The following is a 13706-nucleotide window of genomic DNA, read 5'->3' as shown; positions in this document are numbered from 1 at the left end:
CCCGTGATGCGGACACTCGATATTGACGGCCTGACGCCGAGCCACGACTTCCTCGGCGCCTCGCACGACCAGAATGCCCGGCGCACCTATTGGGTCATTCTGCTGACCGTCGTGACGATGGTGTGCGAGATCATCGCTGGCTATTGGACCGGATCAATGGCGCTGCTGGCGGATGGCTTCCACATGGCGACCCATGCCGGCGCGCTGTCCATCGCCGCATTCGCTTATGGCTATGCGCGCAAACATGCGCAGGACCCCGCCTATAGCTTCGGGACCGGCAAGGTCGGCGATCTCGCAGGCTTCGCCTCTGCCATGGCGCTGGGTCTCGTCGCGCTGGCGATTGCCAGCGAATCGGCGGTGCGCCTGTTCGAACCGACGAGAGTCGCCTTCGGCGAGGCCACCTTCGTGGCGGTGATCGGCCTGCTGGTGAACATCGCCAGCGCGCTGGTGCTGATGGGCGGTGCGCATGGGCATGATCATGATCACGGTCACGCGCACCATCATCACGCTGGCAATGACCATGGGGCGCATCACCATGATGGCCATGAGCATGGGCATAGCCACGGCCATGACAATAATCTGCGCTCAGCCTATTTCCACGTGCTGGCGGACGCGCTGACCTCTGTCCTCGCCATCGGCGCCCTGCTCGCCGGGCGCTATCTGGGCTGGGTGTGGATGGACCCGCTGATGGGCATCGTCGGCGCGCTGGTCATCGCCCGCTGGGCCTGGGGGCTGATGCGGGACACCTCGGCCATGCTGCTCGACCGCAGCGACGAGGTGCTGGCCGGCAAGGTCCGCGCGGTGGTCGAGGAGCAAGGCGATGTGCGTGTGGTCGATCTTCACGTCTGGCGCGTGGGCCCGGAGGCCCATGCCACGATCGTCAGCGTCATCGCGCAACCGGAGGTGAGCAGCGAGACGATCCGCGCCCGCATGGCCGGCCGCTGCACGCTCGCGCATCTCACGATTGAAGTGCGGTAGCCGTCCCGTCAGTCAGGACGGCCCTAGACCTTAGCGGAAATTGTCGGCGTAAGCCTGAATCTTCAACGTCTTGGGTGGCGTTCTCACGACGTGATAGGCGATGCCATAGCGCTCGGCATAAGCACGGGCGGCGTCCTCGTCGGGGAAGCTCAGCTTGACCTGCTCCTGCGTGTCGCCAGAGCCGGCCCAGCCCATCAGCGGATCGGGCTTCTTGGCTTCTGCCGGGGCGAACTCCAGCATCCAGGTGCCGGTGCGCGCCCGACCGGACTGCATGGCGTTCTTGGGTATCTGGTAGATCCGGGCGGACATCGGTGCTTTCCCCATCGTGCATATGCCCAACATGTGAGCGCTTTCGCCGTCGCGCAAAGCGGGTGGCCCTGTCAAGATGATTGGAGGACTGAGGCGACCTGTTCGTGTCGAGCGAAGTCGAGACACGGCATGATCGTGCTTGGGTGTCTCGACTTCGCTCGACAATAACGGAAGGTCATCCGGAACAGGATCACCGACGGGCATCAGCCTTCTTGGTCCGCAGCGTCGCGCTGGCCGCGGCGGGATCATCCGGCCACGGATGCCGCGGATAGCGCCCGCGCATCTCTTTGGCGACGTCCGCCCAGCTGCCTTTCCAGAAGGCCGGCAGATCCCGCGTCGTCTGGATGGGGCGACCCGCCGGCGATGTCAGGGACAAGACGAGCGGGATGCGCTCGCGCCCGATGACCGGATGTTCCGACAGGCCAAAGAGCGCCTGCACCCGCAATTCGACGGTCGGGCCGGCCGGCGCCTCATAGTCGATGGCGTGGGTGCTGCCGGCCGGGCTACGGAACTCGGCGGGCGCCAGCGCCTCGATACGCTGCGTGGCATCCCATCCCAGGCGCTGCGTCAGCAGGCCATGCAGTGCGCCACCGTCGATCGCTGAAAAGCGCCGGGCATTGGCGGGGAGCAGCATCTCCAGCCAATCCTCGGCATCGGCGAGCAGCGCCGCATCGCCGATCTCATCGCCCACGCCCGCAAAGGCAGCCCGCGTCCGCAACGCCTGCGCCGCCTTGCCCCAGGGCAGCAGCCCCAGTCCCTCACTGCGCAGCGCCTGCGCCAGTGCGGCAATGATGGCGGACCGTTCGGGCGCGTCATCCGGCCCGCTACTGAGACGGATTGCGCCCAGATGCCGCTCGCGCAATGCCTCCACGCCGGCCAGATCCTTCCGCCAGCGCACCGTGCGACGATCCACGACGCGATGCCCGGCAGCGACCATCACATCCTCCTCCTGCACGGCTAATGCGGAGAGGATGCGCGCGCCGGCGGCGCTGCCCTGAATATCGCCCACTGCCAGCCAGTCTGCGCGCGCCAGCGGATCGGCGGGATCGAGCCGGAAGCCGCGCCCGCCCGCGCTGATCCAATGTTCGCCGCTGGCATCCCGGCGCCGGGCGATGCGGTCCGGGAAGGCCCGCATCAGACAGCGGGCAAGCGCCGCATCGTCGATGAAGCCTCGCGACGAGCCGGACGCGACCAACCCCAGCCAACGCCGCCCGAGGCCGCGCGCCGCTTCGGCCCGCTGCCCTCGCTCGCGCTGCCAGAACGCATGACGCCGGGCGAGGTCCGCCGATGGGCCGCCCAGCCCGCGCTCGGTGAGCAGCACCGCCAAGTCAGCCGCCGCACCGCACTCCCCCGCCTCAGCCGAGGCAATGAGCATATGCGCGAGGCGCGGCTCCAGCGGCAGATCGGCGACCGCGCGGCCATGCGGCGTCGCCCGCCCCTCCCCATCCAGCGCTCCGAGTGCCTCGAGCCGGCGTCCGGCTTCGGCCAAAGCAGCCGCCGGTGGCGGATCGAGCCAGCGCAGCGTGGTCGGGTCGGTCACGCCCCACACCGCGCAATCGAGGAGCAGGCCGGTCAGGTCGCTTTCCAGAATTTCGGGCGGATCGAACGGCGGCAGACCGGCGGTCGCCGCTGCTTCCCACAAGCGGTAGGCCACGCCCGGCGCCTGGCGACCCGCGCGGCCGGCTCGCTGGGTTACGGCGGCTTGACTGGCGCGCTCCGTCACCAGGCGCGTGACGCCGGCGGCAAGATCGTGCCGGGGCCGACGGGCAAGCCCTGAATCGACCACGATGCGCACGCCGTCGATGGTGAGGCTGGTCTCGGCGATGCTGGTCGCCAATATCAGCTTGCGCGTCCCTGCCGCCGCCGGCCGCAGGGCCGCGCGCTGGTCTGCCGGGTCGAGCGAGCCATGCAGGCGATGGAGGACGATACTGTCGGCGAGGCCCGTCAGCCGCTCGGCCGTGCGCTCGATCTCGCCGACACCGGGGAGGAAGGCTAGAACATCGCCCTGCGGCTCTTCGGCCAGCGCGCGACGGATCGCCGCCGCCATGCCATCCTCGATGCGCTGCTCTGCCGCCCGGCCGATATGCCGCAGATCGATGGGGAAAGATCGGCCCGCGCTCTCGATCACGGGGGCCGGCTTGCCCTCCACCGCCATGAGCGTGGCAAAGCGCGCACCATCCAGCGTGGCGGACATGGCGAGCAGGCGCAAATCCTCGCGCAGGCCGGATTGCGCATCGAGCGCGAGGGCCAGCCCGAAATCGCCTTCCAGGCTGCGCTCGTGAACCTCGTCGAACAGCACGGCGGCGACGCCGGTCAACTCCGGATCGGCCTGAATGCGGCGCCGGAAGATCCCTTCGGTCACAACGAGGAGTCGCGTACGGGCGGACTGGCGGCTCTCAAGTCGGGTGGCATAGCCGATGGTGTCGCCGGGCTTCTCACCAGCCAGATCCGCCATGCGCTCGGCAGCAGCGCGCGCGGCAAGCCGGCGCGGCGAGAGCAGCCAGATCTGCCCGCCCGCCACCCACGGCTCGCCCAGCAAAGCGGGCGCAACGCTGGTCGTCTTGCCCGCGCCGGGCGGCGCCACGAGCACGGCGTTCGATCCTGCTCGCAAGCCAGCGAGCAGGTCGGGCAGAACCTCATGGATGGGGAACGCAGCGGTCACGTCATTCGCTTATGCGCCGACGCCGGCAAAGCCAAGCTGGCGGCGTAAGGGATAAGAGCAAAGCCTGACCGCCGCAGCGTCATCCGAGGATGGCGAACATGGTTAATGCTTAACCACCGCCATGGGAGCAATCTGCTCCTGCGATTGCACCGGTGCGGCAAGACTTCCGTGCACTTGTTCACTTAAGTCATGGAACTCTCTACCTTTTGCCGCAACGCCCGAACGCTCCGCCTCTTTGCCGCGAAGAGGTATTGCTCTGTTAACCGTTCGAACCCATCCATGGTCTCGCTGAGGCGCAAGGCTTCGTAAAAATAGAAAGCTCGTCTGGCCCGGTTGGGCCTTTTGGGGGTCGTCCAAGTGCATGATCATGTTGTGTCCGCCTCTTTGGCGGAACCGCACGGCGGGCTGCTGTCCGTGCGCCGTATCCCGTCTGCCTGTGGCCAGCGGCTGCGCACCATCGATGTCCGGCTGGCCGATCGGCCGGACCTGCGCCAGCAGGCGCATGATCTCCTGAACCGCATGTATGGGTCGCGCGGCTATGGCATGGCGCATCTGCTTCCCGACAATGGCGATCACCAGGCCGTCTTCACGGCAGCGCTGGAAGATGCCGTAATCGCCACGCTCACCTTGACGGTGGACTCACCAGCCGGCCTTTCGACCGATCAGACGTTCCGCATGGAACTGGATGCCTTGCGCGAGGCGCCCGGTGCCCGCCTTTGCGAACTCACCAAGTTCGCGGTCGACCCGATGACCAAGTCCCCCTCAGTCCTCGCGGGGCTTTTCCATGTCATCTTCATTTACGGTATGCAGCGCTTCGATTGCACGGATCTGGTGATCGAGGTGCATCCACGCCATGTGCGCTATTATGAGGCCATGCTCGGTTTCGACCGGCTTGGCCCGCCGAAGATGGATGAGTCCGTCTCCTGGTGGCCCAAGGATACACCGGTACAGCTGATGCGCCTCAAGGTCTGCGATGTCGCCGACCAGATCAATCGCTTTGCCGGCCGCGCCGACAAGATCGGCCGCTCGCTCTACCCCTATTTCTTCTCGCGCGATGAGGAGCAGGACGTCGCACGGCGCGTCGCGCGCTTGTGGGACAGGGATGCGGGTTGCGCAGAACCGCGCAGCCGCAATGGCATGAGCGGCACCTTCTGGCGCAGCGCCGCCTGAATGGGATCATTCGCTGTCATGGCATGAAAATGGGGATCAACGGCTGCACCCGTTGATCCCCATTCTTTATCGAGGCCGTCCCGTGGGAGACGGCCAGGATGATCAGGCGAACTGGACCCGTGCGCTCGTGCGACGTGCGCGGCGCATCGTGTAGCCAAGGCTGCCGAAGCCGAGCAGCATCAGTGCCCAGGTGGCCGGCTCCGGAACCGGCGCGCTCACCGGCGACGGCGTGAAGGTGAGGTTGCCGCCATAAGAGCCCAGACCGGCGGACGTGCCGCTGATCACCAACTCGTTCAGCATGCCGGCCATGATCGGGAAGCCCGAAATGCCAGCCGATTCAACATCGGTGCCCTGACCGAAGATCGGGACGTCCTTGCCGTTGATCGTGACCGTCAGCAGGTCGATGTTGGTCGACAGGCCCGACAGCGTCGTGATGATGCCGCCGCTGCCGACGCCATCAACGTCAACGATGAAGCGGTAAATGTCGGTGAAGATGCCCGAGCCGATGTCGGTGCGGCCAATGGTGGCCGAAACGGCTTCGGTGATGGGGGGGATGGTGTCGCCAGACGTGGTGAACTCGTCATCGCCAGGCGTGAACGTGCAGTTCATGGCAACGCAGGTAGCGGCGTTGGCCGCACCCGGCGCAAATGCTGCCGCAGTGGCCAGCGCGGCCAAAGATACCAGTTTCCTCATGGATAGCTCCTTTGTTTGTTCGGTTTTTGAGCTGGCTCATCATGCTTCTCCCACACCGCCTGAAAGGCGAACATTCCGAGTAGATAATGAGGCGACCGCTCGAGCAGAGAAATACTGGTCGGTTAACGGATTATCAACGAATTCCTCATATTTTATTGCTGTATTTCAGATACTTAATCCAACCAACTAATCTGCCGGGTTCCCAAAGTTCCCAACCGTTAACCGCAGATTTACCACGCTGTGGCGGACGATGCGGTCGCTTCATCGCAACGCACCATCGTTCCCGTGCAGTGCAAAATTATTTGGTCGTGGCCGATATACCCCGTGTCCCGAAAATGGACGGGAAGGGACTGGCGAAAGTAGGGGAAGTGGCGGCCTGCCGCACCGACAAGCCCCGATTCGAGACCGGCTAGGCGAGGCGGCCGCCCCACCCAATCGGGCAGCGCGGCGCGTCATCTCGCTATGGGTGTCGGCACAACGTGGGAGGCGCGGGCGCCTGCCGGAAAGCGGGATCAGTAAGCCCGCGCGATCGCGAATTCGACGGCTTCGACCAGCGCAGACTTGGCGGCACCCTTGCCGTACATGCCGATGGCGTCGATGGCGCGCTGGCCATAATGGCGCGCCCGCGCCATAGTGTCGTCGATCGCGCCGGTTTCGCGCAGCAAATGCTGGGCATGGGCGAGATCGGCATTGTCGCCATGGAGGCCGGACATCGCCTCTTTCCAGAATTTGCGATCCGCCTCGCCGCCGCGCGCATAAGCTAGGATTACCGGCAGCGTGATCTTGCCATCGCGGAAGTCATCGCCGGTATCCTTGCCCATCGTCGCGCCGTCCGAGACATAGTCGATCGCATCGTCGACGAGCTGGAAGGCAATGCCGAGATTGCGACCATAGGCGTCGAGCGCCAGCTCCTCCGCCTCCGGGCGCTCAGCGACGACGGCGGCGATGCGGCAGGCCGCGGCGAACAGGGCGGCGGTCTTGGCGCCGATGATGTCGAGATACTGGTCCTCGTCGGTCTCGACCCGACGCTGGGCGGTCAGCTGATTGACCTCCCCCTCGGCGATCACCGCAGATGCGTTGGAGAGGATCTTGAGAACCTTGAGGCTGCCATCCTCGACCATCAACTCGAAGGACCGGCTGAACAGGAAATCGCCGACCAGAACCGAGGCATTGTTGCCCCAGATCATGTTGGCGGTCTGCTTGCCGCGGCGCATGGCGCTGCCGTCCACCACATCATCGTGCAGCAGTGTGGCGGTGTGGATAAACTCCACCGTCGCCGCCAGCTTGTGGTGCCGGGTGCCGGCATAATCCAGAAGCCGCGCGCAGGCGAGCGTGAGCATGGGCCGAAGCCGCTTGCCGCCGCCGGCGATGAGATGCCCGGCCAGCTCCGGGATCAGCGGAATGCGCGATTGCATTCGCGCGAGGATGACTTCGTTGACGCGGTTCATATCCTCCGCAACGAGGCTCAGCATCGGCTGGAGGGATGGCGCGCCCTGGCGGGGCAGGTGGTGGATTGTGGCGCTCATGCGCGGTGCTCTGACCAGATGACCGCGCTTTGGCAAGCAAATTGGCTTGCCTTGTGCGCCCGGAGCGGCAAGTGATGCGCCGTTGCGGGCGCTGCCCGGCCCCTCATCAGCCTGGTTCGCCCCAGCGAGATCAGGCCACAGGAACAATGCCCCAGAAGCTCAGGGAGACGACCCGGAATGGACGAAACGCTCAGGCGCTACCGCGAAAGCATCGACAATATCGACGCAGCGCTGGTCTTCATGCTGGCAGAGCGCTTCAAGATCACCAAGGCGGTGGGTGAGCACAAGGCTCAGTCCGCCCTGCCCCCCGCTGACCCGGACCGCGAAGCCCGGCAGATCGCCCGCCTGCGCACATTGGCAGTCGACGCCAATCTCGACCCGGATTTCACCGAGAAGTTCCTGCGCTTCATCATCGATGAAGTGATCCGGCATCACGAGCAGATGCGCGCCGACGAGGCGGATGCCGCTGGCGCCTGAGGCGCCCGAGGGTAACGCCGCCAGATTATTCCCGCTGCGTTAACCAGGTAACAACCTGCGCCGGGCCATGATGGGCCATGGGGCAAAGCCAGCGCCAAATCCTTTACGCCTTCATCCGCCATGCCGGTCTGCCGGTACTGGCGGGCCTGGGCTATTTCGTGATTTCCTACGCGACAATCTCGCTCAAGTCCACGAACGGCATGGTCGCGCCCGTCTGGATCGCCAACGCCTTCCTGCTGGCGCTCGTGCTCACCCGGCCCGCGCGGCAGGCCCCTGTCCTCATCATTGCGGGCATGGTCGCCAATGTGCTGTCTGGCCTGCCGGCTGGCAATAATCTCCAGACGGCTTTGGTCTACGGGTTCGCCAATGGGCTGGAAATCGCCGTCGCGGTGGCCGGGCTCAAGCTGCACAGGAATGGCGCCCACGCCTTTTCGGACCCGGAGGCTCTCCCTCATGTCCTGATCTGGGCCGGGCTGGTCGGCCCGGCTTGCGGCGCTTTTCTCGGCGGGCTCGGCGCCTGGGCCAACAATGCCCATCCGCTCAGCGAAGCCTATGCGCGCTGGTTCCTGGCGGATGCTCTGGGCTTGTTGATCTTCACCCCGGTCTTCCTTGCCATGTTCAACGGCGAGATGAAGCGCAGCCTCGCCAGCCAGACCCGGCGACGCAGGCTGGAAGCCGCTGCGCTGCTCGCTCTCACCGCCGGTGCGGCTAGCATCGCCTTCTTCTCGACGGAATCATCGCATCTGCTGCTCGTCGTTCCGCCCATGCTGCTCGTTCTGCTGCGCAGTGGGTGGATGGCGACGAAGATCGCCCTCGCCATCGTCACCGTCATCGGCGGCGGAGCGATGATGGGTGGCTATGGGCCGCCCGTGATGCACAGCCATCATGCGGCCCATCACCTCTACGGCATCCAGATGTTCATCGCCCTGCTCATCGTGGTGCAGGTGCCGATCTCTGCCATGCTCGCCAGCCGCCAAGCGACGATCGAGCGAATGCGCCAGAACGAACAATCGCTGAACCTGCTCGCCTCAGCCTCTCCGGTGCTCCTGCTGGCCTTCAACCTCGAAGGCGTCTGCACGCGGGTCGTGGGCACCCGCGAACTGCTGCTCGACCGCCCGTTCGACGCGCTCGTCGGCGCAGGGCTCTCCGACATTTCGGAGGAAGGCCAATATGACCTGACCCGCGCGCATAGCGCGGCGCTTGAGGATGTGAGCACCAGCCAGATTGCCGAGTTTCGCACCCTCAAGCTGCGTGACGCCTGGATGGAAGCCACATTCCGCGCCCACTTCGATGAGCGCGGCCGGTGCATCGGGACGATCGCCACTGTGCAGGACATCACGCAGCGCAAGAAGCAGGAGCTGTGGCTCTCCCGCACCGCCACAACGGACAGCCTGACCGGTCTGCTCAACCGCGCCGGCTTCCATCAGCGGCTGGAGCAGGCGCTGGTGAAGGCGACACCGGGCACCCTCAGCCTCGCCGTGATCGACATCGACCGATTCAAGCTGATCAATGACAATAGCGGCCACCAGATGGGCGATACCGTGCTGCGGGAAATCGCATGTCGCATCTCGAGCCAGGTCCGGGCGAGCGACGCGGTCGGGCGCATGGGTGGCGACGAGTTTGTGGTGCTCCTCGCCACCTCGAATTGGGATCGTGTGCAGGAAATCTGCGGCCGGATCGTCTCCGCGGTCAGCAGCGAGCCCATTGCCCTGCCCTCGGGCAACAGCCTGCGGGCTGCGATCAGCTGCGGCGTCGTGCGCTACCGGCAGGGACAAAGTGCCGAGGATTTCATCCATGAGGCGGACATCGCGCTCTACCAGGCGAAGCGCGGCGGTCGCAATCGGGTGGTCGCTGCCTGATCCGCAAAGGCGGCCGCGAACTGGCGACATTTTGTGACATTTGCGCCTGCCCGCGACAAAGTCTCGCGACAAGTCCCCGCTATATCATGGTCATGGCGCTACCCCCCAGCGCCGGCAGACCAGGAATTCAAGTCTATGAAACGTCTCACCGCAATCGCGCTCTCCAGCGTCGGCCTGCTGTCCATCGGGACCATGGCAATCGCTCAATCGGCACCGCAGCCGCCCCAGCGCGGCGAAGCCCGTCCGCCGATGGATCGCGCGTCTCTTGAAAAGCGCCTCGCGACCATGTTCGATGCCGCCGACACCAATCGGGACGGCGTGCTCTCGGTTGAGGAGCGCAAGGCCCATCAGGCGCAGAATCGCGACAAAATGCGCGATGCGATGTTCGCCCGCCTCGATGCCAATAAGGATGGCTCGATCTCAAAAGCCGAATTTGCGGAAGCTGGTGCGATGGCCGGCGGCCATCAGCGACGCGGCCATGAAGGCAAACGGCGTGGTCATGGCGGCCCCGGCATGGGCGGCGGCATGATGATGATGGGAGGCGAGCTTGCTGCCTATCGTGACAAGCCGATCCCCCGCGCCACCTTCATTCAGGCAGGCCTTGCTGGCTTTGACCGAATGGACACCAACCGTGACGGCAAGATTTCGCCCGAGGAACGGCAGGCCGGCCGGAAAGCCATGATGGAGCGCCGCAATACCGACCAACGGCCTGCGCAAACGCCCCCGGTGCGCTGAGCCCCTTGGCCGATCCGGCGGAGACAACTCCCATGCCGCCGGGTCGGCCATCCCTACTGCCCTCGGTCGCCTGCGCCTTTCAGGCGGCTGAGGGATGGACCTCAAGACCCAAGCAGGGCAGAGAATTGCATCCCACCGATTTTGCGAAAGCACTTTGATGTCCGCACGGCCCCATCTCCTCCTCGTCGACGATGAAGCGGCCATTCGCGAGCCGCTGGGGCAATATCTCCAGCGGGCCGGCTTTCGCGTCTCCGATGCCGGGAATGCGGCCGACGCGCGCAAGATCCTCGCCGGCAGCGCCATCGAACTGGTGGTGCTGGATATCATGATGCCGGGTGAGGATGGCCTCAGCCTTTGCCGCTCGATCCGCGAACAGGGCGAATTGCCCGTGATCCTGCTCACCGCCCGCACCGAAGAAACCGACCGCATCGTCGGGCTGGAAATGGGCGCGGACGATTATGTGCTCAAGCCCTTCTCGCCGCGTGAGCTTGTGGCGCGGATCAAGACGATCCTGCGCCGCGCCGGCAACGGCACCGCCCGCGAACCGCAGGCAAGCGCCTCCCTCTACCGCTTCGAGGGCTGGACGCTCAGCGCTGACGACTGGACGCTGACCGGCCCGGACGAAGTCGCCATCCCGCTCAGCACGGCCGATTACCGGCTGCTCCATGCCTTCGTCACGCATCCGCGCCAGGTGCTCAGCCGCGACCAGCTGCTCGACCTGACACAAGGCCGGGAGGCTCACGCCTTCGACCGCTCCATCGACAACCAGATCAGCCGCCTGCGCCGCAAGTTGGAAGATGACGCCCGGTCGCCGACACTCATCAAGACCGTGTGGGGCGGCGGCTACATGTTCGCTGCCGATGTGGCGCGCGAATGACCCTCAGCCTGCGCACCTTCACCGGCTGGCTGCGGCCGAGAACGCTGGCGGGGCAGACGATCCTGGTCGTGGCGGCCTCCTTGTTTGCCGTGCAGCTGATCGGATTCAGCTTCTACTATATGATGCAGCGCAATCAGTGGGTGACGATTGCCGCCGCCCCGGGCGTCATCCGCATCCTCGAAGCGCTGGATCAACGGGACGCGCCATCCCCCTGGCATCGCGCGCGGGCGGCCCGCGGCATCGTCGTCACCGACGCGCCGCCGCGCCGCGAAGGCGCCGACTCGCCGCGCGTAGCCGTACGTGCCAACGAGCTGTTCCGCTCGGCCGGGCTGGTGCCGCTCGCGGTTCGGGTCGCCATTGCGGAAGCCCGGCCCGGCGCGGACGGGCGCGAGCGGGCGCGCGATCTTCTCCAGCCGCCCAACCGCCGCGCACCGCGTCTGCAGGTGCAATTGAGCGTGCAACTCCGACCCGACCGCTGGATCACCGTCTACACGCGCGCCGCACCGGTGGCCCAGCCGATGCTGCGTCAGATCGTGATGCAGTCGCTGTTCCTCTACGGCATCGTGCTGATGCCCCTCGTCTGGTTCACCCGCCGCCTCGCCCGGCCGCTCCACGCGCTCACCCAGGCCACCGCCCGGGTCGGCACACCGGAGGGCGCCGCCCCGGTCATGGAGTCCGGCCCTGAGGATTTGCGGCGCCTCGCAGCGTCCTTCAACGCCATGCAGGACCGTATCCGCTCCATGCTGGAGGAGAAGGACCATATGCTTGGCGCAATCGGCCATGATTTGCGCACACCCCTCACGGCGCTGCGGGTGCGGGTGGAATCGGTCGCCGAGGGGGCGGACCGCGAGCGCATGGTCGCGACCATCGAAGACATGCAGAAGATGCTCGACGACATCCTCTCGCTGGCGCGCGTCGGCCGGGACCGCGAACCACCGCAGCGCATGGACCTGGCCGCGCTGGCCGATGCGACCATCGACGATTTCGAGGATATGGGCGTGCCGGTAGAGCGAAGCGACATGCCGCGCGCCATCGTCAACGTCCATCCTCGCGCTGTCCGCCGCGCGCTCACCAACCTGATCGAGAATGCTGTCAAATATGGCGCACGCGCGCATGTTTCGCTTCGGATCGAAGGCCAACGCGCCACGCTCTGCGTGGCCGACGAAGGCCCCGGCATCCCGGAAGACCGCATCGAGGACATGCTGCAGCCCTTCACCCGCATGGAAGCCTCCCGCAGCCGCGACACCGGCGGCACTGGCCTCGGCCTCGCTATCGTCCGAGCCGTGGCCTCGGCGGAATCTGGCCGACTGGAACTGCGCAATCGGCCTGAGGGTGGGCTGGTCGCGGAGCTGAGCTTCCCACTGGCGTGAAGACCCGCTGTCGTTTGGTTATGCGTTGACCTCAGACACACTGGTGACCGACAAATGGTGGTCAGCGATGGCCGGCCGCCCCTGCTATCGGCGCCGATTCCTACCTGCTGGGAACATGTCCCAGAACAGGATGCAACAGGGAAGCCAAAGTTAACAAAATGGAAATGGCCTCTGAGGAGCGGTATGTTTGCATCAGCGACATTTGAGTCGTGGGAGGCAGATCGGCTTGGGGTATTTGTCGATTTGCGAGATGCAGAGGGCACTTCCATGGGTAAGTTTTTGACAGTGGCGCTGCTGGCATGCGGAACCTCATTTGCGGCTCTGCCTGCCAATGCAGCCGTCGTGGTCAGCGGGTTCACGCTCAACACTGGTACGTTTGGCGCGCAGACCGGCGTTCATTCGTCCGGTTCGCAGTCTGGCTCGACCTTGAACGGTTATGTCAATCAGGACGGATCGGGTGTCACGTTCAGCACGAGCACGGGCTCGATGAGCATCACCGGCAACGGAGAAGCCACCATCAATGGCGATCCGCTGCTTGAAGATCTGAGCGTCCTCTTCGCCAAGGGCTGGGACAATGTGACGTTCAATTTCGCCGGCGACACCGGGACGTTCAACCTGCTGGTCAATGGCTCGGCGCTGTTCTCGAGCCCCGCGTGCAACATCTGCACGATTGGCAATGGCAACAACCAGTTCACGCTGAGCGGCACGGGCATCACCAGCCTTGCTTTCACGTTCAATCCCGGCGTGACGAGCACGCGTCAGTTCCGCGTGGAAGGCGTCAGCCAGGCACCGGTGCCTGAACCCACGACCTGGGCGATGATGATCGCGGGGCTTGGTTTGGCGGGGGCAGCGATGCGCCGTAAGAGTGCCAAAGTGCAGTTCGCCTGATCCCGCCGGGGAAGCTGCACAGCGGTTTCCCCGCGCTTCGGATAGCTGTTTGAAAGGGCGCCGTCCCCGGCGCCCTTTTTGTTTGACCGATCTGCCGATCGGTCGCGTCCCACTCTACCCATGATCGCAAACCGGGCGGAACCGTGTGGCGTGAAGCGCACC

General features: G+C 65.5%; 12 protein-coding genes. 8 read left to right on the top strand and 4 right to left on the bottom strand.

The features are described from left to right. Nucleotides 1-6 precede the first annotated feature (6 nt). Complete coding sequence (gene dmeF / locus M2342_RS08115) at nt 7-978, top strand: CDF family Co(II)/Ni(II) efflux transporter DmeF (RefSeq protein ID WP_264578707.1); 972 nt, start codon at nt 7-9, stop codon at nt 976-978. A gap of 30 nt (nt 979-1008) precedes the next feature. On the opposite strand, the gene M2342_RS08110 is transcribed toward dmeF, so the two are convergent. Together M2342_RS08110 and hrpB are read right to left on the bottom strand one after the other, a co-directional pair. Continuing rightward, nucleotides 1009-1287 (bottom strand): ETC complex I subunit, encoded by a 279-nt coding sequence (locus M2342_RS08110; protein WP_181559425.1) that lies wholly within the window; start codon nt 1285-1287, stop codon nt 1009-1011. Nucleotides 1288-1477: 190 nt separating this feature from the next. Continuing rightward, nucleotides 1478-3949 (bottom strand): ATP-dependent helicase HrpB, encoded by a 2472-nt coding sequence (gene hrpB, locus M2342_RS08105; protein WP_264578706.1) that lies wholly within the window; start codon nt 3947-3949, stop codon nt 1478-1480. Between the two features lie 372 nt (nt 3950-4321). Here hrpB and M2342_RS08100 point away from each other — a divergent pair, with 372 nt between their 5' ends. After that, entirely contained in the window at nt 4322-5119 is a 798-nt protein-coding gene (locus tag M2342_RS08100) for an N-acyl amino acid synthase FeeM domain-containing protein (protein ID WP_264578705.1), read from the top strand. Nucleotides 5120-5221: 102 nt separating this feature from the next. Here the strand turns inward: M2342_RS08100 and M2342_RS08095 are convergent, their stop codons facing one another. Then, complete coding sequence (locus M2342_RS08095; RefSeq protein ID WP_181559422.1) at nt 5222-5812, bottom strand: FxDxF family PEP-CTERM protein; 591 nt, start codon at nt 5810-5812, stop codon at nt 5222-5224. Nucleotides 5813-6324: 512 nt separating this feature from the next. After that, nucleotides 6325-7338 carry a polyprenyl synthetase family protein gene (locus M2342_RS08090; protein WP_264570092.1) on the bottom strand — a complete coding sequence of 338 codons (1014 nt, stop codon included), beginning with the start codon at nt 7336-7338 and terminating at the stop codon, nt 6325-6327. Nucleotides 7339-7515: 177 nt separating this feature from the next. Here M2342_RS08090 and M2342_RS08085 point away from each other — a divergent pair, with 177 nt between their 5' ends. From M2342_RS08085 to M2342_RS08060, 6 genes are all read left to right on the top strand, one after another. Next, on the top strand, nt 7516-7815 hold the full coding sequence (locus M2342_RS08085; protein ID WP_264570091.1) for a chorismate mutase: 300 nt from the start codon (nt 7516-7518) through the stop codon (nt 7813-7815). Between the two features lie 77 nt (nt 7816-7892). Next, nucleotides 7893-9674: a diguanylate cyclase gene (locus M2342_RS08080; RefSeq protein ID WP_264578704.1), complete on the top strand. Its 1782-nt coding sequence runs from the start codon at nt 7893-7895 to the stop codon at nt 9672-9674. A gap of 135 nt (nt 9675-9809) precedes the next feature. After that, on the top strand, nt 9810-10409 hold the full coding sequence (locus M2342_RS08075; protein ID WP_264578703.1) for an EF-hand domain-containing protein: 600 nt from the start codon (nt 9810-9812) through the stop codon (nt 10407-10409). Nucleotides 10410-10566: 157 nt separating this feature from the next. Continuing rightward, the gene (locus M2342_RS08070) at nt 10567-11286 is read left to right on the top strand and encodes a response regulator (protein ID WP_264575982.1); all 720 of its coding nucleotides are present in this window, start codon (nt 10567-10569) and stop codon (nt 11284-11286) included. Then, nucleotides 11283-12656, top strand: coding sequence for an ATP-binding protein (locus M2342_RS08065; protein WP_264578702.1), 1374 nt, complete (start codon nt 11283-11285; stop codon nt 12654-12656). Before M2342_RS08070 ends, M2342_RS08065 begins: the two co-directional genes overlap by 4 nt. A 267-nt stretch (nt 12657-12923) precedes the next feature. After that, nucleotides 12924-13544 (top strand): PEPxxWA-CTERM sorting domain-containing protein, encoded by a 621-nt coding sequence (locus M2342_RS08060; protein WP_264578701.1) that lies wholly within the window; start codon nt 12924-12926, stop codon nt 13542-13544. Nucleotides 13545-13706: the final 162 nt, after the last annotated feature.

Source organism: Sphingobium sp. B8D3A (assembly GCF_025961995.1).
In the GTDB taxonomy this organism is placed as follows: domain Bacteria; phylum Pseudomonadota; class Alphaproteobacteria; order Sphingomonadales; family Sphingomonadaceae; genus Sphingobium.
The sequence above is the reverse complement of the archived record's forward strand: the minus strand, read 5'-3'. Positions and strand labels throughout refer to the sequence as shown.

What these genes read in the sequence shown, in the direction of transcription:
- M2342_RS08095 (WP_181559422.1), bottom strand. Translation starts at nt 5,812, where the DNA reads ATGAGGAAACTGGTATCTTTGGCCGCGCTGGCCACTGCGGCAGCATTT.
- M2342_RS08075 (WP_264578703.1), top strand. Translation starts at nt 9,810, where the DNA reads ATGAAACGTCTCACCGCAATCGCGCTCTCCAGCGTCGGCCTGCTGTCC.
- M2342_RS08110 (WP_181559425.1), bottom strand. Translation starts at nt 1,287, where the DNA reads ATGTCCGCCCGGATCTACCAGATACCCAAGAACGCCATGCAGTCCGGT.
- M2342_RS08090 (WP_264570092.1), bottom strand. Translation starts at nt 7,338, where the DNA reads ATGAGCGCCACAATCCACCACCTGCCCCGCCAGGGCGCGCCATCCCTC.
- M2342_RS08060 (WP_264578701.1), top strand. Translation starts at nt 12,924, where the DNA reads ATGGGTAAGTTTTTGACAGTGGCGCTGCTGGCATGCGGAACCTCATTT.
- M2342_RS08080 (WP_264578704.1), top strand. Translation starts at nt 7,893, where the DNA reads ATGGGGCAAAGCCAGCGCCAAATCCTTTACGCCTTCATCCGCCATGCC.
- dmeF (WP_264578707.1), top strand. Translation starts at nt 7, where the DNA reads ATGCGGACACTCGATATTGACGGCCTGACGCCGAGCCACGACTTCCTC.
- M2342_RS08085 (WP_264570091.1), top strand. Translation starts at nt 7,516, where the DNA reads ATGGACGAAACGCTCAGGCGCTACCGCGAAAGCATCGACAATATCGAC.
- M2342_RS08065 (WP_264578702.1), top strand. Translation starts at nt 11,283, where the DNA reads ATGACCCTCAGCCTGCGCACCTTCACCGGCTGGCTGCGGCCGAGAACG.
- M2342_RS08070 (WP_264575982.1), top strand. Translation starts at nt 10,567, where the DNA reads ATGTCCGCACGGCCCCATCTCCTCCTCGTCGACGATGAAGCGGCCATT.